The organism is Serratia sp. KG1D (assembly GCF_037150675.1).
In the GTDB taxonomy this organism is placed as follows: domain Bacteria; phylum Pseudomonadota; class Gammaproteobacteria; order Enterobacterales; family Enterobacteriaceae; genus Serratia; species Serratia nematodiphila.
On record NZ_JBAGIH010000005.1, the window covers coordinates 257,807 to 282,063 of the forward strand.

23 protein-coding genes are annotated in these 24,257 nt (G+C 57.9%); 8 read left to right on the forward strand and 15 right to left on the reverse strand.

Annotated elements, in window-relative coordinates:
• The 11 genes from atpG to asnC all read right to left on the reverse strand — a co-directional run bounded on the left by atpG (window position 1) and on the right by asnC (window position 9,699).
• A complete protein-coding gene (gene atpG, locus WFM45_RS21965; protein WP_004933811.1) occupies window positions 1-864 on the reverse strand; it encodes a F0F1 ATP synthase subunit gamma in 864 nt (287 codons plus the stop codon).
• Between the two features lie 59 nt (window positions 865-923).
• Window positions 924-2,465 (reverse strand): F0F1 ATP synthase subunit alpha, encoded by a 1,542-nt coding sequence (gene atpA, locus WFM45_RS21970; protein WP_004933808.1) that lies wholly within the window; start codon window positions 2,463-2,465, stop codon window positions 924-926.
• A gap of 12 nt (window positions 2,466-2,477) precedes the next feature.
• Window positions 2,478-3,011 (reverse strand): F0F1 ATP synthase subunit delta, encoded by a 534-nt coding sequence (gene atpH, locus WFM45_RS21975; RefSeq protein ID WP_004933806.1) that lies wholly within the window; start codon window positions 3,009-3,011, stop codon window positions 2,478-2,480.
• 14 nt (window positions 3,012-3,025) lie between these two features.
• A complete protein-coding gene (gene atpF, locus WFM45_RS21980; protein WP_004933804.1) occupies window positions 3,026-3,496 on the reverse strand; it encodes a F0F1 ATP synthase subunit B in 471 nt (156 codons plus the stop codon).
• Window positions 3,497-3,553: 57 nt separating this feature from the next.
• Window positions 3,554-3,793 carry a F0F1 ATP synthase subunit C gene (gene atpE / locus WFM45_RS21985; protein WP_004093904.1) on the reverse strand — a complete coding sequence of 80 codons (240 nt, stop codon included), beginning with the start codon at window positions 3,791-3,793 and terminating at the stop codon, window positions 3,554-3,556.
• Between the two features lie 49 nt (window positions 3,794-3,842).
• Window positions 3,843-4,622 (reverse strand): F0F1 ATP synthase subunit A, encoded by a 780-nt coding sequence (gene atpB / locus WFM45_RS21990; RefSeq protein ID WP_015376132.1) that lies wholly within the window; start codon window positions 4,620-4,622, stop codon window positions 3,843-3,845.
• A gap of 22 nt (window positions 4,623-4,644) precedes the next feature.
• Window positions 4,645-5,028, reverse strand: a complete 384-nt coding sequence (gene atpI, locus WFM45_RS21995; RefSeq protein WP_004933796.1) for a F0F1 ATP synthase subunit I — start codon at window positions 5,026-5,028, stop codon at window positions 4,645-4,647.
• Between the two features lie 639 nt (window positions 5,029-5,667).
• Window positions 5,668-6,288 carry a 16S rRNA (guanine(527)-N(7))-methyltransferase RsmG gene (gene rsmG / locus WFM45_RS22000; protein ID WP_015379471.1) on the reverse strand — a complete coding sequence of 207 codons (621 nt, stop codon included), beginning with the start codon at window positions 6,286-6,288 and terminating at the stop codon, window positions 5,668-5,670.
• A 138-nt stretch (window positions 6,289-6,426) separates the two neighbouring features.
• The gene (gene mnmG / locus WFM45_RS22005) at window positions 6,427-8,316 is read right to left on the reverse strand and encodes a tRNA uridine-5-carboxymethylaminomethyl(34) synthesis enzyme MnmG (RefSeq protein WP_044030154.1); all 1,890 of its coding nucleotides are present in this window, start codon (window positions 8,314-8,316) and stop codon (window positions 6,427-6,429) included.
• 380 nt (window positions 8,317-8,696) lie between these two features.
• A complete protein-coding gene (mioC, locus tag WFM45_RS22010) occupies window positions 8,697-9,137 on the reverse strand; it encodes an FMN-binding protein MioC (protein ID WP_016929621.1) in 441 nt (146 codons plus the stop codon).
• Between the two features lie 100 nt (window positions 9,138-9,237).
• A complete protein-coding gene (gene asnC / locus WFM45_RS22015; RefSeq protein ID WP_004933786.1) occupies window positions 9,238-9,699 on the reverse strand; it encodes a transcriptional regulator AsnC in 462 nt (153 codons plus the stop codon).
• Between the two features lie 155 nt (window positions 9,700-9,854).
• Between asnC and asnA the strand changes: the two genes are divergently transcribed.
• Complete coding sequence (gene asnA, locus WFM45_RS22020; protein WP_015379469.1) at window positions 9,855-10,847, forward strand: aspartate--ammonia ligase; 993 nt, start codon at window positions 9,855-9,857, stop codon at window positions 10,845-10,847.
• Between the two features lie 6 nt (window positions 10,848-10,853).
• Here the strand turns inward: asnA and viaA are convergent, their stop codons facing one another.
• Complete coding sequence (gene viaA, locus WFM45_RS22025; protein WP_033631382.1) at window positions 10,854-12,317, reverse strand: ATPase RavA stimulator ViaA; 1,464 nt, start codon at window positions 12,315-12,317, stop codon at window positions 10,854-10,856.
• A 2-nt stretch (window positions 12,318-12,319) separates the two neighbouring features.
• Window positions 12,320-13,828: an ATPase RavA gene (gene ravA, locus WFM45_RS22030; protein WP_099032659.1), complete on the reverse strand. Its 1,509-nt coding sequence runs from the start codon at window positions 13,826-13,828 to the stop codon at window positions 12,320-12,322.
• A gap of 283 nt (window positions 13,829-14,111) precedes the next feature.
• Here ravA and kup point away from each other — a divergent pair, with 283 nt between their 5' ends.
• The 7 genes from kup (at window position 14,112) to rbsR (ending at window position 21,964) form a co-directional block, all read left to right on the forward strand.
• A complete protein-coding gene (gene kup / locus WFM45_RS22035; RefSeq protein WP_015379467.1) occupies window positions 14,112-15,980 on the forward strand; it encodes a low affinity potassium transporter Kup in 1,869 nt (622 codons plus the stop codon).
• Between the two features lie 170 nt (window positions 15,981-16,150).
• A complete protein-coding gene (gene rbsD / locus WFM45_RS22040) occupies window positions 16,151-16,570 on the forward strand; it encodes a D-ribose pyranase (protein ID WP_060558002.1) in 420 nt (139 codons plus the stop codon).
• Between the two features lie 7 nt (window positions 16,571-16,577).
• Window positions 16,578-18,083: a ribose ABC transporter ATP-binding protein RbsA gene (rbsA, locus tag WFM45_RS22045; RefSeq protein ID WP_048326881.1), complete on the forward strand. Its 1,506-nt coding sequence runs from the start codon at window positions 16,578-16,580 to the stop codon at window positions 18,081-18,083.
• Between the two features lie 6 nt (window positions 18,084-18,089).
• Window positions 18,090-19,058: a ribose ABC transporter permease gene (gene rbsC / locus WFM45_RS22050; protein ID WP_004933766.1), complete on the forward strand. Its 969-nt coding sequence runs from the start codon at window positions 18,090-18,092 to the stop codon at window positions 19,056-19,058.
• Window positions 19,059-19,082: 24 nt separating this feature from the next.
• Entirely contained in the window at window positions 19,083-19,970 is an 888-nt protein-coding gene (gene rbsB, locus WFM45_RS22055; RefSeq protein WP_004933760.1) for a ribose ABC transporter substrate-binding protein RbsB, read from the forward strand.
• Between the two features lie 61 nt (window positions 19,971-20,031).
• Window positions 20,032-20,958: a ribokinase gene (gene rbsK, locus WFM45_RS22060; protein ID WP_015379464.1), complete on the forward strand. Its 927-nt coding sequence runs from the start codon at window positions 20,032-20,034 to the stop codon at window positions 20,956-20,958.
• A 4-nt stretch (window positions 20,959-20,962) separates the two neighbouring features.
• On the forward strand, window positions 20,963-21,964 hold the full coding sequence (rbsR, locus tag WFM45_RS22065) for a ribose operon transcriptional repressor RbsR (RefSeq protein WP_033631375.1): 1,002 nt from the start codon (window positions 20,963-20,965) through the stop codon (window positions 21,962-21,964).
• Here rbsR and mdtD read toward each other — a convergent pair.
• Together mdtD and WFM45_RS22075 are read right to left on the reverse strand one after the other, a co-directional pair.
• A complete protein-coding gene (gene mdtD / locus WFM45_RS22070; RefSeq protein WP_172575038.1) occupies window positions 21,961-23,376 on the reverse strand; it encodes a multidrug transporter subunit MdtD in 1,416 nt (471 codons plus the stop codon). The genes rbsR and mdtD overlap by 4 nt on opposite strands.
• Before the next feature lie 67 nt (window positions 23,377-23,443).
• The gene (locus tag WFM45_RS22075) at window positions 23,444-24,133 is read right to left on the reverse strand and encodes a FadR/GntR family transcriptional regulator (RefSeq protein WP_004933751.1); all 690 of its coding nucleotides are present in this window, start codon (window positions 24,131-24,133) and stop codon (window positions 23,444-23,446) included.
• Window positions 24,134-24,257: the final 124 nt, after the last annotated feature.

Sequence of the window (24,257 nt, forward strand, 5' to 3'; positions counted from 1 at the left end):
TTAAACCGCGGAGGCTCCCGAAACGATCTCGGTGAGTTCCTGAGTGATGCTGGCCTGACGCGCCTTGTTGTATACCAACTGCAGCTCTTTGATCAGGCTACCGCCGTTATCGGTTGCGGCTTTCATCGCGACCATTCGTGCGGCCTGCTCGCTGGCCAGGTTTTCCACGACGCCCTGATAAACCTGCGACTCCACATAGCGGCGCAGCAAGGTATCAAGCAGCACTTTTGGATCGGGTTCATACAGGTAATCCCAAGGCGTTTTCTTCAGCTCTTCGTCATCGGCTGGCGGTAACGGCAGCAGCTGAAGCACCTGCGGCTCTTGGGACATCGTATTAACAAATTTGTTGCTGACAATGTACAGCTTGTCCAAACGACCTTCGTCGTAGGCCTGCAGCATCACTTTCACCGGCCCGATCAGATCCGACAGGGAAGGTTTATCCCCCATGCCGGTCACCTGGGCAACCACGTTGCCGCCCACGGAACCAAAGAAAGAGGCCGCTTTAGAGCCAATCAGCGCCAAATCGGTTTCGACGCCTTTTTCGGACCAGGCTTTCATCTCCGCCAGCAGCTTTTTGAACAGGTTGATGTTCAAGCCGCCGCAGAGACCACGGTCAGTAGACACCACCAGATACCCGACGCGCTTAACGTCACGCTCATCCAGGTACGGGTGCTTGTACTCCAGATTCCCTAACGCAAGGTGACCAATCACTTTGCGCATGGTCTCTGCATAAGGACGGCTGGCCGCCATGCGATCCTGCGATTTACGCATTTTGGAGGCGGCGACCATTTCCATCGCTTTAGTGATCTTTTGCGTGTTTTGCACGCTAGCGATCTTACTACGTATCTCTTTTGCGCCGGCCATCTCTGCTTCTCCTCAGTGCCAGACGGCCTGCTGTCTTTCAACAGCAGGACCGTTCGGCGTTACCAGGACTGGGTTTTCTTGAAGGTCTCGAGGATGTCTTTCAACTTGCCCTCGATCTCATCATTGAAGTTGCCAGTTTGGTTGATGTGATTCAGCAGTTCGGCGTGCTCGCGGTCCGCATAGGCTACCAGCGCGGCTTCGAAGCTCACCACTTTGGCGACTTCGACGTCGTTCAGGTAACCGCGTTCTGCGGCAAACAGCACCAGAGACTGTTGTGCAACCGACATCGGCGCATACTGTTTCTGTTTCAGCAGCTCGGTCACTTTCTGACCGTGGCTCAGCTGTTTGCGGGTCGCGTCGTCCAGATCGGATGCGAACTGGGAGAACGCAGCCAGTTCACGATACTGCGCCAGCGCGGTACGGATACCACCGGACAGTTTCTTCATGATCTTGGTCTGCGCGGCGCCACCAACACGGGATACGGAGATACCCGGGTTAACTGCCGGACGAATACCGGAGTTGAACAGGTTGGATTCCAGGAAGATCTGACCATCGGTAATCGAGATTACGTTGGTCGGAACGAACGCGGAAACGTCACCCGCCTGGGTTTCAATGATCGGCAGAGCGGTCAGTGAACCGGTTTGGCCTTTAACTTCACCTTTGGTGAAGGCTTCAACGTATTCGGCGTTGACGCGCGCTGCGCGCTCCAGCAAGCGGGAGTGCAGGTAGAATACGTCGCCTGGGTAAGCTTCACGACCTGGCGGACGACGAAGCAGCAGGGAAATCTGGCGGTAAGCAACGGCCTGTTTGGACAGGTCATCGTACACGATCAGCGCGTCTTCACCGCGGTCACGGAAGTATTCGCCCATTGCGCAACCGGCGTATGGCGCCAGGTATTGCAGTGCAGCGGATTCGGAAGCGGTCGCCACCACCACGATGGTGTTGGCCAATGCGCCGTGCTCTTCCAGTTTGCGCACCACGTTAGCGATGGTGGACGCTTTCTGGCCGATAGCCACGTAAACGCATTTGATGCCGGAGTCGCGTTGGTTGATGATCGCATCGATCGCCAGCGCGGTTTTACCGGTCTGACGGTCACCGATCACCAGCTCACGCTGGCCACGGCCGATTGGAATCATGGCGTCAACGGATTTGTAGCCAGTTTGAACCGGCTGATCAACGGACTGACGCTCGATAACGCCTGGCGCGATAGCTTCTACCGGAGAGAAGCCGTCGTTCTCAATCGGGCCTTTGCCGTCGATTGGCGCGCCCAGGGTGTTAACTACGCGGCCCAGCAGACCACGACCGACTGGAACTTCCAGGATACGGCCGGTGCATTTAACCTTCATGCCTTCGGCCAGATCCGCGTACGGACCCATGACCACGGCACCGACGGAGTCGCGCTCCAGGTTCAATGCGATTGCGTAACGGTTGCCAGGCAGTGCGATCATTTCGCCCTGCATAACTTCGGCCAGGCCGTGTACGCGGATGATCCCGTCACTGACGGAAACGATAGTACCTTCATTGTGAGCTTCGCTCACTACATTGAACTGAGCAATGCGCTGCTTGATCAGTTCGCTGATTTCGGTGGAATTCAGTTGCATGCTCCAGTCCCCTTAAGACTGCAAGACGTCTGTCAGGCGTTCAAGACGACCGCGAACGCTGCCATCAATCACCATATCGCCGGCGCGAACAACGATGCCGGCCAGTACAGACTTGTCAATTTTGCAATTCAGCTTAACTTTGCGTGACAGACGTTTTTCCATCGCAGCGGCGATTTTCGCCTGCTGTTCGTCGTTCAGCGCGCTCGCAGAGAGCACTTCGACTTCGACGGTGGATTCCAGCGAGGCGCGCAGTTCGATGAACTGCTGCAGCACGGCAGGAAGAACCAGTAAACGTCCATTTTCGGCCATTACACGGATAAAGTTCTGGCCATGTTCGTCGAGCCGATCGCCACAAACCGCGATGAACGTCTTGGACAGCGTTTCTGGCGCAACCGCGCCAGACAGCAGTTCAGAAATCTGTTCATTGCGAGTGACTTCAGCCGCAAACGCCAGCATTTCCTGCCAGCGCTCTACGCTTTGGTGCTCAACGGCAAAGTCAAAAGCTGCTTTGGCGTAGGGGCGAGCTACAGTTACAAATTCAGACATCAGCCCCTCCCTCCTTACAGTTCAGCGACCAGTTTATCAACGATGTCGCTGTTAGCAGCTTCATCCACGGAACGTTCGATGATCTTCTCGGCGCCGGCAATTGCCAGCATCGCGACTTGCTTACGCAACTCTTCACGAGCGCGCTTACGTTCGGCTTCGATCTCAGCCTGAGCCTGCGCCACGATTTTGTTACGTTCCTGCTCGGCTTCGGCTTTCGCTTCATCCATGATCTGAGCTTTGCGTTTGTTCGCTTGCTCGATGATCACCTGAGCTTCTGCTTTGGCAGTTTTCAGCTGGTCGGTCGCATTGGCTTGCGCTAAGTCCAGATCTTTTTTGGCACGCTCTGCAGAAGCGAGGCCGTCAGCGATTTCTTTCTGACGCTTCTCGATGGCAGCCATGATCGGCGGCCATACGTACTTCATGCAGAACCAGACAAACAGAACGAACGCGATGGCCTGGCCGAGGATTGTTGCGTTAAGATTCACAGCACAATGCCTCTTTAAAAGTTAATAGTTTGGTTACGTCGTAGAGGGTTGCTCTACTTACGCGACGGCGAACATCACGTACAGACCCAGACCTACAGCGATCATCGGGATGGCGTCGACCAGACCCATAACGATAAAGAACTGTGTACGCAGCAGAGGAATCAGGTCAGGCTGACGAGCAGCGCCTTCCAAGAATTTACCACCCAGGATGCCGATACCGATCGCAGCACCGATTGCCGCTAAACCCATCATCACAGCGGCAGCCATGTACAGCAGATCCATACTCAGGTTTTCCATGACAGTCTCCAGTTTGTTTCAGTTTAAAAGTGCAAGTGTTTTAAGAAAATCAGTGCTCTTCAGACGCCATCGACAGATAGACGATCGTCAGAACCATGAAAATAAAGGCTTGAAGCGTAATGATCAGGATGTGGAAGATAGCCCAAGGCAAGCTCAGGACCCACTGTGACCACCACGGCAACAGGCCGGCAATCAGGATGAAGATCAACTCACCCGCATACATGTTGCCGAACAGTCGCAGACCCAGTGAAACAGGTTTGGACAGCAGGCTGACACCTTCAAGAATCAGGTTGATAGGAATGAATACAGGGTGGTTGAACGGCTGCATGGTCAACTCTTTAACAAACCCGCCAACGCCTTTCATTTTGATGCTATAGAACAGAATCAGGATAAACACGCCCAGCGCCATCGACAGCGTGACGTTCACATCGGCGGTAGGCACCACGCGCAGCGCAGGCAGGCCGAGGATGTGTTCGCCAACGTAAGGCAGGAAGTCGATGGGCAGCAGGTCCATCAAGTTCATCAGGAACACCCAGACAAACACGGTCAGCGCCAGCGGCGCAATCACCTTGCTCTTGCCGTGGTACATGTCGCGCACGCTGCTGTCGACGAAACCGACCACCAGCTCCACGGCGGTTTGCAGTTTACCCGGCACGCCGCTGGTGGCGTTTTTAGCCACTTTGCGGAAGATCACCAGGAAAAGCGCCCCGAGGACGACGGAGAAAAACATCGAGTCGATGTTGATCGACCAGAACCCAGTCCCGACCTGAAGCTGCGTCAGGTGGTGACCGATATACTCCTGTGGAGTCAAGACTTCTCCTGCAGACATGATGCCTCTTACCCTTATTTAGTTAAGTTCGGTAACTGTTAATCACGGCCGGTGCCACTATCTGCACCACTAACACCGCTAAATAGGTCAGGCCAAGCGGTATAAACTCCGCCTTGAACACCCCCAGCGCCACGATCAGCAAAACGATGGTGATCACGACCTTTAGCCCCTCGCCGATGGCGAACGACCAGGCAACCCTACCGGGCGCCGGCGTTTGCGCCTGATGGCGCAAGGCAAACAGCATAAACATTGCACTCGGCAACCAGGCGGCGAGACCGCCTGCCAACGCCGAAGCGCTCCATTCCGGGCTTTTCAGCCAGAAAGCAACGCTGATCAGAACAAAAGTCATTAACTGCAAAAACAGCAGTTTGCGTGCGACTTTCCCGCTGTAAAGGGACACAGACATGACGTTTGTTCTCTCCGTACCCCAGAGGGGGTATGCTGAGTGACGTATACAACTGTTTTTGCTGTCCTGAGTCAAGCAGCAAAAAACGAGCAAATTATACGGGGCATACCAACGAATTCAATCGATAAGTAGCGAAAAGGTGAACAATTATTTAAATTTCCCTATTCCAGCCTATTTTCACAAGAAAACGGTCGGAATAATAGGGCGCATTTAATTGTCTGATTATTCCAGCGTTGCGTTTAGAAACGCGAAGCCGATCACAGTAATGTCCCTTCCTGATTTATAGCCGATGGTCAACCAAACCGTCTTTAGCAATTTGAGCGATCAAAAAATTATATAAATCAAAACATTACTAGTTAACTGTTCAAAAACAATCCGTATACCCGATGAAAACCTTTTATTGACAAGCAGCGGGGCAATATTCCAACAGCCAATTAACATTAGCAGCAAACGCCAATCTTTCGCACATGATTGCTAACGTGACTATTTCTAAATGCAATTACTCTATTGTCGCTAATTAGCCGCGTTTTTTGTGTTAATAGAAAGTAAATTAACTAAAAAAAGCGACCAACTAATTAGCCTGCTTATCTTTCTGCTGGGTACGACCTTTAATTCACGCTTGTTTGATCAAAAGCAAACTCAGTTTGCCTTAAGAATCACCAGATGACGTTCGCCTTCCAGTTCAGGCACCTGCAGCCGCACGATGGACTCCAGGCTAACGCCAGCCGGCAGCTGCGTCAGTTCTTCATCCGGGCGCACGCCTTTCAACGCGTAAAAACGCCCCTGCCCTTTCGCCGGCAGGTGATGGCACCAGGACAGCATATCCTGCAGCGAAGCGAATGCCCGGCTGATCACGCCATCGAACGGTGGCTCGGCCGGAAACGCTTCGACGCGGCTCTGCACCGGCTCGATATTGTTCAGGCCCAGCTCATGCTGCACCTGGCGCAGGAAACGCACGCGCTTTCCCAGGCTGTCGAGCAGCGTGAAATGCGCGTCCGGGCGCACAATCGCCAGCGGAATGCCCGGCAAGCCGGGGCCGGTGCCGACATCGATAAAACGCGAGCCCTGCAGATGCGGATTGACCACAATACTGTCGAGGATGTGGCGCACCAGCATTTGCTGCGGATCGCGCACCGACGTGAGGTTATAAGCCTTGTTCCACTTATCCAGCATGCCGACATAGCCCAGCAACTGCTGTTTCTGCTGATCGGGCAGCTCAATGCCTGCTGCCGCGAGCAGCGAGTCTAATTTTTTTTGCACAACGGATCCTCTGGCAGGCGCTGAACGACCAGCGGATGGTTAGCTGGCGCAATGAGGCGACTATGATAATTCAGGGCGCAAGTGATGTCAGCGGCCGTTTGGCTACGGGTTGAGCAAACGGCCGCCTGGAAGCGGGATTTATGCGCTGCGGCGCAGCAGTCCCTGCTTTTTCAGCCAGATCAGCAAAATCGAGATCGCCGCCGGTGTAATGCCGGAGATGCGCGAAGCCTGGCCGATGGAGTTCGGTTTGTGATCGTTCAGCTTGGCGATCACTTCGTTCGACAGTCCCGAAACCTGACGGTAGTCAAGATCCAGCGGCAGCACGGTGTTCTCGTTGCGCTGCTGTTTTTCGATCTCTTCCTGCTGGCGAGCGATATAGCCTTCGTATTTGACCTGGATCTCGACCTGCTCGGCGGCTTGTACGTCGTCCAACGGCGGCGCGAAGGCGTCGATGCCGGTCAATTGCGCGTAATCCATCTCAGGACGGCGCAGCAACTCTTCGCCGTTCGCTTCACGCGACAGCGGCGCTTTCAGCAACGCATTGACCTGTTCGACGTTCTCGGCATGCGGGTGCATCCAGATGTCGCGCAGGCGCTGACGTTCACGTTCGATCCGCTCCAGCTTTTCGCTGTAACGCGCCCAACGCACGTCGTCCACCAGGCCCAGCTCGCGGCCTTTTTCCGTCAGGCGGAGATCGGCGTTGTCTTCGCGCAGCATCAGACGATACTCGGCGCGTGAGGTAAACATGCGGTACGGTTCTTTGGTGCCGAGGGTGCTGAGATCGTCCACCAGCACGCCGAGATAGGCCTGATCGCGACGTGGCGCCCAGCCCTCTTGTTCATCGGCGAAACGCCCGGCGTTCAGACCGGCCAGCAAGCCCTGCGCGGCGGCTTCTTCATAGCCGGTGGTGCCGTTGATCTGGCCGGCGAAGAACAGGCCCTGAATAAATTTGCTTTCCAGCGTCGGTTTCAGATCGCGTGGATCGAAGAAATCGTACTCGATGGCATAACCAGGGCGAATAATACGCGCGTTCTGCATCCCTTCCATTGAACGGACGATTTGCATCTGCACGTCGAACGGCAGGCTGGTGGAGATCCCGTTAGGGTAAATCTCGTTGCTGGTCAGGCCTTCCGGCTCAAGGAAGATCTGGTGAGCGTTGCGATCGGCAAAACGCATGACCTTGTCTTCGATCGACGGACAGTAACGTGGGCCGATCCCTTCGATGATCCCGGCATACATCGGGCTGCGATCGAGGTTATTGCGGATCACGTCATGCGTTTTTTCATTGGTGTGGGTGATGTAGCACGCCATTTGTTCCGGGTGCTGGCTGGCATCGCCCAGGAACGAGAATACCGGCACCGGCGTATCGCCGTGTTGCGGCGCCAGTACGCTGAAATCGATAGTGCGGGCGTCGATGCGCGGCGGTGTACCGGTTTTCAAGCGGTTAACGCGCAGCGGCAGTTCACGCAAACGCTGCGACAGCGAGATCGAAGGAGGATCCCCGGCGCGGCCGCCGCTGTAATTCTCCAGGCCGATATGGATCTTGCCGTCCAGGAAGGTGCCTACGGTCAATACCACCGCCTTGGCGCGGAATTTCAGGCCCATTTGGGTGACGGCACCCACGACGCGATCGTTTTCGACGATCAGATCCTCAACCGGTTGTTGGAAGATCATCAGGTTAGGCTGGTTCTCCAACGCGGTACGGATCGCCTGCCGATACAGGACGCGATCCGCCTGAGCGCGAGTGGCGCGAACGGCAGGGCCTTTGCTGGCGTTTAGTATCCTAAACTGGATGCCGGCATGGTCGATCGCCGTCGCCATCAGGCCGCCGAGCGCATCAATTTCCTTAACCAGATGCCCTTTACCAATACCGCCAATCGCCGGATTACAGGACATCTGTCCCAGCGTATCGATATTGTGTGTCAATAATAAAGTCTGACGTCCCATGCGCGCCGCGGCCATGGCGGCCTCGGTACCTGCATGGCCACCACCGATGATGATGACGTCAAATTGATCTGGATAAAACATGGAACTGCACCTCGCCGTATTGCGAACGATCGTATTTGCCCTGGGGTCGGGGATTCTACTCAAGTTTAGACGATCGACCAAGTGGTCAGGATCGTCGGTAATTAAAAGAAGATCTTTTTTATTTAAAGATCTCTTTATTAGATCTCTTATTAGGATCGCGATCCTCTGTGGATAAGTGACTATTCACGATGAAGATCAGCAGATTAAGGAGGATCGTTTGCTGTGAATGATCGGTGATCCCGATGCAGATAAGCTGGGATCTAAAAGGCTTGTTATGCACAGGACAAAAAGCGCACTACGGTTGTTATTGGGATAACTACGGCTTTTACCCTGCTTTTAAGTATTGTTATCCACAATCGTTCGCACGATCTTTAGACGAATTAGAGTAAATTAATCCAGTTTTTTACCCATTCCTCGGCCGGATCCTCGGGAATTTCATGCTCGGTCACGTCGATCTCGAGACGATCGCCGATCCTTTTAGCGCCTCTGGCGATCAACAGATCGTCGATCTGTTTGATTGCGCCGCAGAAGGTGTCGTATTCCGAACTGCCCAAACCGACGGCGCCGAACTGTACCTCGGAAAGATCCGGCTGCTGCTCAGCGATCTGTTCCAACAGCGGTTGAAGGTTATCTGGTAGTTCGCCGGCGCCGTGCGTGGAAGAGACCACCAGCCAGCGGCCGGTCAACGGCAGTTCATCCAGTTCAGGGCCGTGCAGCATCTCGGTAGAGAAACCCGCGTCTTCCAGCTTTTCAGCCAAATGTTCAGCCACGTATTCGGCGCTGCCAAGCGTACTGCCACTGATCAGAGTAATGTCTGCCATGAACCAACGATCCCAACCTTCTCACTCAAAGTGGCTGCATTGTACGCTGTGAATCGGCTGGGATCTACCTGTGGATAATGTGGGTATGCAATTTGGCGGGTTACGGCACGATGGTGCGCATAATGGGGTTCTGCAGTGAGATCAGCGTTTCGGTGGACTGGATCTCGTCGATGGTCTGGATCTTGTTGATAAGTACCTGTTGCAACGCGTCGATCGATCGGCACATTACCTTAATAAAGACGCTGTAGTGGCCGGTGGTGTAATAGGCTTCCACCACTTCTTCCAGGCTTTCCAGCTTCTTCAGCGCTGAAGGGTAATCCTTGGCGCTCTTTAATATGATGCCAATAAAGCAGCACACGTCGTAGCCCAGCTGTTTGGGGCTGACGTCGATGCGCGCGCCGGTGATGATCCCGGCCTGCTTCATCTTCTCCACCCGCACATGAATGGTGCCGGGGCTGACGGCGAAGTTTTTCGCCAGTTCGGCGTACGGTGTGCGCGCATTGTCCATCAGGGCGTTGAGAATGCCGCGATCGAGATTATCGATCTGATAAATTTCCGCCATTTAATCCCCCATTAATTAACGATTGTTGAATTCTGTCCGGGTAAAAATGAACGATTAAAAGTGAAAAGGCAATATTGATTGATGGATATTGAATTGTCGTATCGTTTTGTTGCTTAATCGATGGCAACAGAGACAGGTTTACAAGAGATACGGCAATGAAAAAACAGTTTATCCAAAAACAACAACAAATCAGCCAGGTCAAATCCTTCTTCTCCCGCCAGCTGGAGCAACAGCTCGGTCTGATCGAAGTGCAAGCCCCGATCCTTAGCCGCCTGGGCGACGGCACGCAGGATAACCTTTCCGGCAGCGAGAAAGCGGTGCAGGTCAAAGTCAAAACCTTGCCGGACGCCACCTTCGAAGTGGTGCATTCGCTGGCGAAATGGAAACGCAAAACCCTGGGCAGCTACGATTTCGGCGCCGGCGAAGGCCTGTATACCCATATGAAGGCGCTGCGCCCGGATGAAGACCGCCTGACGCCTATCCACTCGGTGTACGTCGATCAGTGGGACTGGGAGCGGGTGATGGGCGACGGTGAGCGCAGCCTGGACTACCTGAAAAACACCGTGCGCAGCATTTACGCTGCGATCAAGGCGACGGAGGCGGAAGTCAGCCGCGAGCATGGCCTGACCCCGTTCCTGCCGGAACAGATCCACTTCGTGCACAGCGAAACCCTGCTGCAGCGTTACCCTGATCTGGACGCCAAGGGGCGTGAGCGGGCGATCGCCAAAGAATTGGGCGCAGTGTTCCTGATTGGCATCGGCGGCAAGCTGTCACACGGTAAATCGCACGATGTGCGGGCGCCGGACTATGATGACTGGACCACGCCGACGGCGGATGGCCTGGCGGGCCTGAACGGTGATATCGTGGTGTGGAACCCGGTGCTGCAGGACGCTTTCGAGCTGTCCTCCATGGGGATCCGCGTTGACGCCGCCGCGCTGAAACATCAGCTGGCGCTGACCGGCGATGAAGAGCGCATGGCGTTGGAATGGCACCAGTCGTTGCTGCGCGGCGATATGCCGCAGACCATCGGCGGCGGCATCGGTCAGTCGCGTCTGGTGATGTTGTTGCTGCAACTGTCGCATATCGGCCAGGTGCAATGCGGCGTGTGGTCGCCGGAAGTGCGCGGCGCGGTCGAAGGCCTGCTCTAATCTCGCCTAGCGCCGCCAGCGGCGCATCAAACGGCTTTTCAGCCCGGTATCAAAGCGCCAGATATGATCGAAGATGCGCATGATGCCGGGTTTGCCGTAGGCGGACATCGCCACCGCGTGGAAACGTTGCTGGTGGCTTTGTTGCTGCTGTTTCACCTTCTTTATTACCTCCTCCGGCAACCGCTGGGCAATAAAATCGGAAATGATCACCGCATCGGCGTCGAACCAGCCGCTCTCCGCCATTTTGGTGACGGTGGCGTTCAGGCAGGCCGCCAGATCGGTGCCGCCACGAAACTGCTGGCCGAGAAAGCGCACTGCCTGCTCGATGCCGCTGGCGGCGGTGAGTTCGTAATGCACGATCTGGTTGGCGAACAGCATGATATAGCAGCGGCGGTTGTCCGCCAGCGCAATGCGCAGCAGCGCCAGACAGAACGCCTTGGCGCACTGTTCGTTGAAACCGCCCATCGATCCGGAGGTGTCCACGCAGACGATAAACGGCCCGCGCGGCTGTTGATCCTGCTGCTGGTGAGTGACCTGGCGGATCAGGATCTGTTCCTGCCAGACGTCGCCCTGCAGACGGTAGCTCAGCAGCCGCTTTTCCAACAGGCGGCGATAAAACTCGAATTCCAGCTCTTCAATCCCCAGCGTCGCCAGCTCCGGCGGCAGCAGGCGCAGAATGTCGTCGCTTTGATGAATGCCGCTCACTTCTTCCGGCAGCGTGGCCGGCACCTGCACCATGACCCTGAACGGCTCCGGCTGCGCGTCCTGTTGCTGCACCGCCTTGGCCTGATAGCTGCGGCCCAGCTGTTGCGCCAGTTTTTTCAGCTCCGGCTGCTGCTGCAAAAAGTTGCCGTACTCCACCAGCCGCTGATAATCGCCACGCTGCAGCTGGCCTTTGCTCATGTCCCACAGCCTGCCGGCGGCGGTGTCGTTTTCCGACAGCAGCGGTTCCAGCGCGCCGCTCAGCGCCAACCGCTCCTGCAGCTCCGCCATCAGCTGCTCGCGCTCTTGTTCCAGCAGTTGGTGGTGCAGCATGGTGGCCTGCAGCGTCAGGCTGATGCGCCAGCGCTGCAGAAACAGCGTTTGAAAGCTGTCGTCCAGCGGATGATTGGGCAGATCGGCGGCGTCCACCAGCGCGCGCGCCTGTTCATAAAACGGTGAGGCCAGCTGGCGCAGCAGCTCCATGGTGTCGTTGAGGTTGTGATAGAACTGGGTGTTGTTCTCCAGCTGGCACTGCTGGTAGCGATAGAATTCCTGCGCCAGCGCCGGCGGCACCATCGCCTCCTGCAGGCGTTCCTTAAGCTGCAGCTTCCAGCGCGGCAGATCGCGATCCAGCGCTCGGCGAAGGGCCGGAAACTTTTTAAAGAATACCGACAGCTGCGGCGCCGCCAGCATGCCGACGATCATCTCTTCGATCATCTCGCCTTCGGTGATCGCCAGCAGCAGATCGAGCGTCTCCAGACTGAGCATGGTTACTGGCCGCGCATTTGCTGCAGTTGCTGTTTAACCTGTTCCGCGACCTGCAGCAGACTGGCTTCGATCTTGGCCAGGCCGGCGGCGGGGGTGAACAGACAAGGCTGATGTTGGCTGAAGGCGCGGCGTTGCTCCGCCAGGCGCTGGGCCAATGCGTCCATTTCATCCAGCAGCGCCTGCGGCGTGGCGGTGGCCTGTTTGCCCGGCAGCGCCAGCAATGACGGCTGGCGGCTGACGTCCAACACCGTGAGGTGCAGTTGGTCATCCACTTCCAGGTCGATCGGCTGCGCAAAGCCGATGCCGTTCAGCTTGGCGCGCACGTCGCCGCCTTTTTGCAGCCAGTTGTCCAGCGCGCTGCTTTCGATGCTCAGATGGTTGACCTGAATGTCATGCAGCTGCAGCGGCTTTTGCAACAGCAGAGTGAGGGTGCCGCCGGCGAACGGCGTGGCCGGCGCGTATTGCGGTTTGCGGCTGAACATGCCGCCTTTTTTCACCAGGCTGATGGCCTGCCGGTCGCTTTGTTGCTGCTGGTCCTGCAGCCAGCGGGTGTGGATCTGTTGCAACTGGATCAGCATCGACTGCTGCTGATAGGCCGACTCGGTCAGCAATTGGTCGATCTGCTGTTGCAGCAGTTTCAGCGAGGTGAGATCGTGCCACAGGCAGTCTTTCAACAGCATCAGATCGAGCGGAGCGATGGCGTCGCGCCCGCTGAAGAAGGCGCAGGCTTGCAGCAGGCGCAGGGCTTTTTTCCAGCGCCGATCGGAGACGTATGGCGCCTGCTCCAGCGCGTCCAGCCGCTGGCGCAGCTGGAAAATCAGCTCAAAACAGGTTTCCGGCAGCGCGACTTTGTCGATCTGCGGTTGCCACTGCAGAAACTCTTCGTCGCTGATGCTCAGCGCCGCCGGCACCGGGTTTTGGCTTTCGCTCTGGCGGTTGACCAGCAGCGAGCGGAAATTCTGTTTATCCTGCACCTTGTCCAGCCACAGGCGGATCAGCATGCGGTCATATAAGGCTTCGAGGCTGTTGTCCGCTTCGGGCAGTTCGTTGGAGGCGGTGACCAGCAGGCGCAGCGGGATCGGTTCTTCGCTGTTGCCGTTGCGAAAGCGGCGTTCGTTGATCGCCGTCAGCAGGGTGTTGAGGATCGCCGGGCCGGCCTTCCAGATCTCGTCCAGAAACACGATCTCCGCTTCCGGCAGATAGCCGGCGGTCAGACGCTGATAGCGCCCCTCATCTTTCAGCGCCTGGATAGAGAGCGGGCCGAAGACCTCTTCCGGCGTGGAAAAACGCGTCATCAGGTATTCAAAGGAGCGGGCGTTGCGGAAGGCAAACTTCAGCCGGCGCGCGATCAGGCTCTTGGCTATGCCGGGCGGGCCGAGCAGGAATACGCTTTCGCCGCTCAGCGCCGCCAGCAGGCACAGACGGATTGCCTCTTGCCGCTCATAAAGACCGCTCTCCAGCGCGCTGCTGAGGCGGGAAATTCGTTCTGCCAGAAGGGATGATGGCGTCATATAATTGTCGCATTGTCCGAGAGTTAGCCAATCTTGGTCGATAATCCGATGATAAACCACCATTATTTTTAGTGGTATAGCCCGTTGATTAGTAATATTTTTCTACGTTAAGCCGGATATTCGGTTCACATTTTGTTTATTTTTCGGCTCTGATATAAGGGTAGGCAAGCGGTATAAATGGTGCATACTGTGCGGCTTTCTGGTGGGCGTGACGGATCTTTGAGCCTGTATTTTGCCTGATGCGGATGCATCGCTAACGGATGTTCTGATAAAGAAACGAATTATGAGCGCAGAGCATAAGCAGTCCTTATCGGCGGTAACCCTGGCTGCCATCGGCGTGGTCTACGGTGATATCGGCACCAGCCCTCTCTATACGCTGAGAGAGTGTTTCTCCGGCCATTACGGCTTCGACGTGCGTCCAGACGTGGTTTTCGGCTTCCTGTCGCTGATTTTCTGGATGCTGATCGTGATCGTTTCCCTCAAATATCTCACCTACGTGATGCGCGCGGACAACGCCGGCGAGGGCGGTATTCTGACGCTGATGTCGCTGGCCGGGCGCAATACCTCGGCGCGCACTACTGCGGTGCTGGTGATACTGGGCCTGATCGGCGGCAGCTTCTTCTATGGCGAGGTGGTGATCACCCCGGCTATCTCGGTTATGTCGGCGATAGAGGGGTTGGAAATCGCCGCGCCTGCGCTTGACGCCTATATCGTGCCGCTCTCCATTCTGGTGTTGACGCTGCTGTTCGTTATCCAAAAGCACGGCACCGGCAGCGTCGGCAAGCTGTTCGCCCCGGTAATGCTGCTGTGGTTCATCGTGTTGGCGGTACTGGGCGCGCGCAGCATCATTTCAAACCCGGAAGTGCTGCAGGCGCTGAATCCCAAATGGGCGCTCAACTTCTTCATGGAATATAAGAAGGTGTCGTTCTTCGCCCTGGGGGCCGTGGTGTTGTCGATCACCGGCGTCGAGGCGCTGTATGCCGATATGGGGCACTTCGGCAAGTTCCCGATCCGTCTGGCCTGGTTCACCGTGGTGCTGCCTTCGCTGGTGCTCAACTACTTCGGCCAGGGGGCGCTGCTGCTGAAAAATCCGGAGGCGATCAAAAACCCGTTCTTCCTGCTGGCGCCCGATTGGGCGCTGATCCCGCTGCTGATTCTGGCGACCCTGGCGACGGTGATCGCTTCACAGGCGGTGATTTCCGGCGTCTTCTCGCTGACTCGCCAGGCGGTGCGCCTGGGCTATCTGTCGCCGATGCGCATCATTCACACCTCGGAAATGGAATCCGGCCAGATCTACATTCCGGTGATCAACTGGACGCTGTACATCTCGGTGGTGCTGGTGATCATCGGTTTCGAGCACTCCAGCAACCTGGCGGCGGCGTACGGCATCGCGGTCACCGGCACTATGGTGCTGACCAGCATTCTGGTCACTTCGGTGGCGATCAATAATTGGCACTGGAATCGCTTCCTGGCGATCGGCATCGTGACCATCTTGCTGATCATCGACGTGCCGATGTTCTCCGCCAACGCCCTGAAGCTGTTCTCTGGCGGCTGGCTGCCGCTGACGTTGGCGCTGGTGATGTTCATCATTATGACCACCTGGAAGAGCGAGCGCTTCCGCCTGCTGCGCCGCCTGCATGAACACGGCAACTCGCTGGAGGCTATGATCGCCTCGCTGGAGAAATCGCCGCCGGTGCGGGTGCCGGGTACGGCGGTGTTCTTGTCGCGCGCCACCAACGTCATTCCTTTTGCGCTGTTGCACAACCTGAAGCACAACAAGGTGCTGCACGAGCGTGTGGTGCTGCTGACGCTGCGCACCGAGGATGCGCCTTACGTGCACAACGTGCGCCGGGTGACCATCGAGCAGCTGTCGCCGACCTTCTGGCGGGTGGTGGCCAGCTACGGCTGGCGCGAAACGCCGAACGTCGAGGAGGTGTTCCACCGCTGCGGGCTGGAAGGGTTGCCGTGCCGCATGTCGGAGACGTCGTTCTTCATGTCCCATGAATCGCTGATCCTCACCAAGCGGCCGTGGTACCTCTACCTGCGCGGCAAACTGTTCGTCGCCCTGAGCCGCAATGCCCTGCGCGCGCCGGATCAGTTCGAAATCCCGCCGAACCGGGTCATCGAACTCGGCACGCAGGTCGAGATCTAATCCGCCTGACAGGGGCTCAGCATGGCTGAGCCCCTTTTGTTTGCGCTTTCTCCGTGCGCGAACGAAACGTTTCGATAGCGATCACACTTCTGCATTGTCCCGGTTGCCTTCCCCTGCCGTTTTTTTAAACTCCCCCGGAGAGCGAAACGTTTCGCTAGCGGAGTGAGAAGATGAAAAAAGGCGTATTACTGAATTCCGACGTGTCTGCCGTGATTGCCCGGCTGGGGCATACCGACCAGCTCACCCTGTGCGATGCGGGCCTGCCGATACCGGCGGCGACGCAGCGCATCGATCTGGCGCTGACGCAGGGCGTGCCGACCTTCATGCAGGTGTTCGCGGCGGTCACGCAAGAGATGCAGGTAGAAAGCGCCATCCTGGCGGAAGAGATCGTGAAACAGAATCCGTCGCTCCACGAGGCTCTGTTGGCTGAACTGACCGCACTGGGCCAACGCCAGGGCAATACCATCAGCGTGCGCTATATCAGCCATCAGGCGTTTAAAGCGCAAACCGGACACAGCCGGGCGGTGATCCGCAGCGGAGAGTGTTCGCCTTACGCGAACGTGATCCTGTGCGCCGGCGTAACTTTCTGAGGCGTTTATGCAACCTTTACTGCAACTGAAAGGGATTGATAAAGCCTTTCCCGGCGTGAAGGCGCTTTCCGACGCCGCCCTCAGCGTTTATCCCGGCAAGGTGATGGCGCTGGTGGGGGAAAATGGCGCCGGGAAGTCCACCATGATGAAAGTGCTGACCGGCATCTACCAGAAAGACGCCGGCAGCCAGTATTTTCTCGGTAAAGAGGTGGCGTTCAACGGTCCCAAGGATTCGCAGGAAGCGGGCATCGGCATTATCCATCAGGAGCTGAACCTGATCCCGCAACTGACGATTGCGGAAAACATCTTCCTCGGCCGCGAGTTCGTCAACCGTTTCGGCCGCATTGACTGGAAGCGCATGTACGCCGAGGCCGATCGCTTGTTGGCGCGGCTCAATCTCCGCTACAGCAGCCACCGGCTGGTGGGCGAGCTGTCGATCGGCGATCAGCAGATGGTGGAGATCGCCAAGGTGCTGAGCTTCGAATCGAAAGTGATCATCATGGACGAACCGACCGATGCGCTGACCGACACCGAAACCGCCTCGCTGTTCAAGGTGATCAATGAGCTGAAGGCCGAAGGGCGCGGCATCGTCTATATCTCGCACCGTCTGAAAGAGATCTTTGAAATCTGCGACGACGTGACCGTGTTTCGCGACGGGCAGTTTATCGCCGAGCGGCCGGTGAGCGAGCTGCAGGAGGATTCGCTGATTGAGATGATGGTCGGCCGCAAGCTGGAAGAACAATATCCGCGCCTGGATTTGCCGCGTGGTGAAAAGCGGCTGGAAGTCAGTCATCTTTCCGGCCCCGGCGTTGAAGACGTCAGCTTTACGCTGTACCGCGGCGAGATCCTCGGCGTGGCCGGGCTGATGGGCGCCGGGCGCACCGAATTGATGAAGATCCTGTACGGCGCCGCGCCGCGCAAGGCCGGCACCGTCAGCCTGGACGGCCGCGAGGTGGTCGCCCATTCGCCGCAGGATGGATTGGCGAACGGCATCGTCTATATCTCGGAAGACCGCAAGCGTGACGGCCTGGTGTTGGGCATGTCGGTGAAGGAAAACATGTCGCTGACCGCGCTGCGCTACTTTAGCCGCGCCGACGGCAGCCTGAAACAGGCCGACGAGCGGCAGGCGGTGGGGGATTTCATCCGGCTGTTCAATATCAAAACGCCGTCGATGGAGCAGCCTATCGGCCTGCTTTCCGGCGGCAATCAGCAAAAAGTGGCGATCGCCCGCGGCCTGATGACCCGGCCGAAGGTGCTGATCCTCGATGAGCCGACGCGCGGCGTCGATGTCGGCGCCAAAAAAGAGATCTATCAGTTAATCAACCAGTTCAAACAGGAAGGGCTGAGCATCATTCTGGTGTCTTCGGAAATGCCGGAGGTGATGGGCATGAGCGATCGCATTCTGGTGATGCATGAAGGGCATCTCAGCGGCGAGTTCCCGATTGAACAGGCCACCCAGGAAGCGTTGATGGCGGCAGCCGTCGGCAAGCAATACGGCGTAAAGCAGGAGTAATCAGATATGAGTTCCCAGACTATCGCAGCTAAGCGCTGGTTCAGTAAAGAGTGGCTGTTAGAGCAGAAGTCGTTGATTGCGCTGCTGGTGCTGATCGCCGTGGTCTCTTCCATGAGCCCGAACTTCTTCACCCTGAACAACCTGTTCAATATTCTGCAGCAGACTTCGGTGAACGCCATCATGGCGGTGGGGATGACGCTGGTGATCCTCACGTCCGGCATCGATCTGTCGGTGGGATCGCTGCTGGCGCTGACTGGCGCGGTGGCGGCGTCGATCGTCGGCTTTGAGGTCAACGCGCTGGTGGCGGTGGCGGCGGCCTTGGCGCTGGGCGCCGCGGTTGGCGCCTGCACCGGGGTGATCGTCGCCAAAGGCAAAGTGCAGGCCTTTATCGCCACGCTGGTGATGATGCTGCTGTTGCGCGGCGTCACCATGGTGTACACCAACGGCAGCCCGATCAACACCGGTTTTACCGACGTGGCCGACACCTTCGGCTGGTTTGGCATCGGCCGTCCGCTGGGCGTGCCTACGCCGATCTGGATCATGGCGATCGTGTTCATCGCCGCCTGGTATATGCTGCACCATACGCGCCTGGGCCGCTATATTTATGCCCTGGGCGGCAACGAGGCGGCGACCCGTCTGTCCGGCATCAGCGTCGATAAAGTGAAGATTATCGTCTACTCGCTGTGCGGCCTGCTGGCGGCGCTGGCGGGGGTGATCGAAGTGGCGCGCCTGTCGTCGGCACAGCCGACCGCCGGCACCGGCTATGAGCTGGACGCTATCGCCGCCGTGGTGCTGGGCGGCACCAGCCTGGCCGGCGGCAAGGGGCGCATCGTCGGCACGTTGATCGGGGCGCTGATCCTCGGCTTCCTGAACAACGGCCTGAATTTATTGGGTGTTTCTTCCTACTACCAAATGATCGTGAAGGCAGTGGTGATACTGCTGGCGGTTCTGGTAGATAACAAAAGCAACAAGTAACCTCCCCCTACAGGAATCACGATGATGAAAATGAAAAAACTGGCAACCTTAGCCTCCGCCATCGCGCTGAGCGCCACCCTGAGCGCCAATGCCATGGCCAAAGAGACCATCGCGCTGGTGGTGTCCACTCTCAACAACCCGTTCTTCGTCTCGATGAAGGACGGAGCGCAGCAAGAGGCCAATAAGCTGGGCTACAACCTGGTGGTGCTGGACTCCCAGAACAACCCGGCGAAAGAGCTGGCCAACGTGCAGGATCTGATGGTGCGGGCGCCTAAGCTGCTGCTGATCAACCCGACCGACTCCGATGCGGTCGGCAACGCCATCAAGATGGCCAACCAGGCTAAGATCCCGGTCATCACGCTGGACCGCGTGGCGAGCAAGGGCGACGTGGTGAGCCACATTGCCTCGGACAACCGCGTGGGCGGTAAAATGGCCGGTGACTTCATCGCCAAAAAAGCAGGCGCCGATGCCAAAGTGATTCAGCTGGAAGGCATCGCCGGCACTTCCGCCGCGCGTGAACGCGGCGAAGGCTTCAAACAGTCGCTGGATCAGAATAAATTCAAGCTGCTGGCCAGCCAGCCGGCCGATTTCGACCGCACCAAGGGCCTGAACGTGATGCAGAACCTGCTGACCGCTCACCCGGATGTGCAGGCGGTATTTGCCCAGAACGATGAAATGGCGCTGGGCGCGCTGCGTGCGCTGCAAACCGCCGGTAAAACCGACGTGATCGTGGTAGGCTTCGACGGCACCGCCGACGGCGTGAAAGCGGTTGAAGGCGGCAAGCTGGCGGCGACCGTGGCGCAGCGTCCCGATCAGATCGGCGTGATAGGCGTGGAAACCGCCGATAAAGTGCTGAAAGGCGAAAAAGTGCCGGCGACCATTCCGGTCGATTTGAAACTGGTCACTCAGTAAGTCATACCAGCGCCATCGGGACGGGGCGTTTACGATGGCGCGCAATTCAGGAATCAATGCGATGGAAACAGGTAAGCTGGTGGTTCTGGGCAGCATCAATGCCGACCATATCCTCAATATTGAACAATTCCCCCACCCGGGCGAAACGGTGATCGGGAAACAGTATAAGGTGGCGTTTGGCGGCAAGGGCGCGAATCAGGCGGTGGCGGCCGGGCGCAGCGGGGCGGAGATCGCCTTTATCGCCTGCGTGGGCGCCGACGATATCGGCGAGCGTGTCCGCCGGCAGCTGGCGAGCGATCGCATTGATACCCAACCGATTGAAGCCATCGCCGACAGCACCACCGGCGTGGCGCTGATCTTCGTCAACGCCGAAGGCGAGAACGTGATCGGCATCAATGCCGGCGCCAACGCCGCGGTAACGCCGGATTACCTGGCGCGCTACCGGCAAAAAGTCATCGACGCCGATGCCCTGCTGATGCAGCTGGAGTCGCCGTTGGAGACGGTGATCGCCGCCGCCCGCTTGGCCAAGCAACATCAAACGCAGGTGATCCTCAACCCGGCCCCGGCGCGCGAGCTGCCGGACGAGCTGCTGGGGATGATTGATATGATCACCCCGAATGAAACCGAAGCGCAGCGCCTGACCGGCATCGCTGTGGACAACGACGCCGATGCGGCGCGCGCGGCGCAGGCGCTGCACGACAAAGGCATCGCGACGGTGATCATCACCCTCGGCAGCCGTGGCGTGTGGCTGAGCGAAAACGGCAACGGCAAACGGGTGCCCGGCTTCAAAGTGCAAGCGGTGGATACCATCGCCGCCGGCGATACCTTTAACGGTGCGCTGGTGACCGCCCTGTTGGAAGGCAACAGCATGGCCGACGCGGTGCGTTTCGCCCATGCGGCGGCGGCGATCGCCGTAACCCGCCCCGGCGCGCAGCCTTCGGTGCCGTGGCGCGAAGAGATTGACGCCTTCTTGCAGCAACAGGGGTGATCCTTTGGCCACCATGAAAGATGTCGCCCGCCTGGCGGGCGTTTCAACCTCTACCGTTTCGCATGTGGTCAACAACAATCGCTTTGTCAGCGACAGCGTGCGCGACAAGGTCATGGCGGCCGTGGAACAGTTGAACTATGCGCCTTCTGCGCTGGCGCGCAGCCTGAAGCTTAATCAGACCCGCACCATCGGCATGCTGGTGACCGCCAGCAACAACCCGTTTTATGCCGAAGTGGTGCGCGGCGTGGAGCGCAGCTGCTATGAACGTGGCTACAGTCTGATCCTGTGCAATACCGAAGAAGACGCCGCGCGCATGAACCGCAGCATGGAGACACTGCTGCAAAAGCGCGTCGACGGTTTGCTGTTGATGTGCACCGAAAACCACCGGCCATCGCAAGATGCCCTGAGCCGCTACCCGTCATTGCCGATCGTGATGATGGACTGGGCGCCGTTCGAGGGTGCCAACGATATTATTCAGGATAACTCGCTGCTGGGCGGCGAGATGGCGACCGATCATCTGATCGCCCGCGGCTACCGCAAGATCGCCTGCATCGCCGGCCCGCAGGATAAAACCACCGCCCGTCACCGGCTGGAAGGCTATCGCAACGCGATGCGTCGCGCCGGATTACCGGTTCCGACAGGGTATGAAGTGCATTGCGACTTTGAGTTTGAGGGCGGCGTGAGCGCCATGCGCCAACTGCTGGCGCTGGAAGAGCCGCCGCATGCGGTGTTCGCCGGCAACGACGCGGTGGCGGTAGGCGTTTATCAGGCGCTGTATCAGGCCGGGCTTTCCGTGCCGCAGGATATGGCGGTGATGGGGTACGATGATATTGAGCTGGCGCGTTATCTGGCGCCGCCGCTGAGCACCATTCATCAACCGAAGGATTCGCTGGGCGAGCTGGCGATCGATGCGCTGATCAACCGCCTGCAAAACCCGGAGCGCGCTCCCCAGGTGCTGGTGCTGACGCCCGAGCTGGTGGAACGCGCTTCGGTGGGCCGCCGTTAACTGGCCGCCTTCGCTTCTTTCTTGCTTTCCTGGCCGCTGATCAAATTGCGGCCATCTTTCCTTCTCAGCAACATAAACACCAGCGCCGACGCCACGGTGACGATTCCCATGGTGATAAAGGTGTAATGGAAGTGGTCGATCATGGTGCCTAACGACAGGGATTCGTAAAAACGCAGCACCGCCGCGCTGATCGCCACGCCGAAGCTGATGGACAGCTGTTGGGTGACCGCCAGGACGCTGTTGCCGGCGCTGGCGTTGGCGTCGTTCAAATCCGCCAGGCTGATGGTATTCATGGCGGTGAACTGGGTGGACATCGCCATGCCCAGCACGAACAGCGGCAGGATCATCAGCCACAGCGGCATGCCCGGGCTTTGCAGGGCAAACTGGGCGATCAGCACCCCGATGATAACGGTGATGCCGACCAGCGTTTTGCGGTAGCCAAACCAGCGCAGCACCTGAGTGACGGTGGATTTCGCCATCAGTGAGCCGATGGCGGTTGGCGCCATCATGCAACCGGCGACGATCGCCGTGTAGCCGAAGCCCACCTGCAGCATGAGCGGCATTAAAAACGGCACGCAGCCGGTGCCCAACCTGGAAGCGACGTTGCCGGCGATGCCGACCGAGAAGGTGCGGGTTTTGAACAGGTCGAGACCGATCAGCGGCTGAGGATGACGGCGGGCGTGCGCGATGTAGCCGAACAGCATCACGAAACCGCTGAGCAGAATACCCAACGAAACGTAGCTGGCCAGCACCCGCTCGCCAAACAGCTCCAGCCCGGTAGAGATCAGCACCAGACTCAGGCCGAACAGCATAAAACCGAGTAAATCGAAGCGGCGTTTGGGCGTGGTGAAGTCCGGCATGTATTTGCGTGCATAGAAGATGCCGAGCAGACCGATAGGGATATTGATCAGGAAAATCCAGTGCCAGGTGGCGTAGGTTACCAGCCAGCCGCCCAGCAGCGGCCCGAGAATCGGTCCGACCAGGCCGGGCATGGTGACGAAGTTCAGCACCGGCAGCAGTTCGCTGCGCGGGTAGGCGCGCAGCAGCGCCAATCGCGCGACCGGCATCATCATCGCGCCACCGATGCCCTGCAGCACGCGAGAGGCGACCAGCACGCTCAACGTAGGAGACAAGGCGCACAGCAGCGAACCGAGGGTGAATAACGTGACGGCGAAGATGAACACGCGCCGGGTGCCGAAGCGATCCGCCAGCCAGCCGCTGACCGGGATCAGCATCGCCACCGTCAGCGTGTAGCTGATGACGGCCGATTGCATCGCCAGCGGCGAACGCCCCAGGCTTTGGGCGATCGCCGGCAGCGCGGTGTTGAGGATAGTGGCGTCCAGCGCCTGCATAAAGAACGCCATTGCGGCGATCCACGGTAGTCCTGCCATACTGCGCGCGGATTGGGTCATGGTCGATCCTGGTTAAATGGTCGTCTGTCCCTCGTCTCTTTCTTCTATATATAAGCGGGGAGCGTGTCTAGTCTTTCTCTTTCAGCAGCACCTGGCAGGCGACAAGCGCGCCGGCGCTGTCTCCGGCGAGTATCGCATCGACGATAGCCTGATGATGGCGCAGCTTGATCACTTCATTGCCGGTGATGGCGCGGAAGTAGCTTTGGTACACCGAACTGAACAGGTTGGCGAACGAGGTCAGGAACGGGTTGCCGCTGGCCTCGTAGATAAGCTGGTGGAATTGGGTATCGACCTGGATCCAACGCTCGCGATCAAACTGGGTATGCAGCGCGCGCATTTCCGCCATCAGCCCCGCCAGCAACTTGGTTTGCTGCGGGCTGGCGTGGTTTGCCGCCAACGCGCAGGCCTGCGGCTCCAGCGAGGTGCGCAAGATAAGGAAGTGTTGCATCACCTGATCGAAGTTTTCCCGCGTCATCCACCAGGTCAGTAAATCTTGATCGAGGAAATTCCATTGGCTTTGCGGCATCACGCGGGTGCCAATGCGCGGGCGCGGCAACAACATGCCTTTGGCGGCTAACATCTTTACCGCTTCGCGCACCGCGGTGCGGCTGACGCCGAATTGCTCGCCCAGTTCCATTTCACCAGGCAGGATGCTGCCGGCCTGATAATCGCCTGCCAGAATTTGTTGGCCGAGTTTTTCTGCAAGCAGATAAGAAAGATTGCGTTGGGCGGCCTGTTGTTGTGCATTTAACGGCATGGCTGCGGGTCCTTACTGACATCGTTATTTCTATTTTACTCCAGTGATCGCCAGCTTTTATGGCTGTTTGCCTGAAAAAGTGACATTAATTCGCCGCTTTTTTGCCCTTTTGTTGAAAAAAACC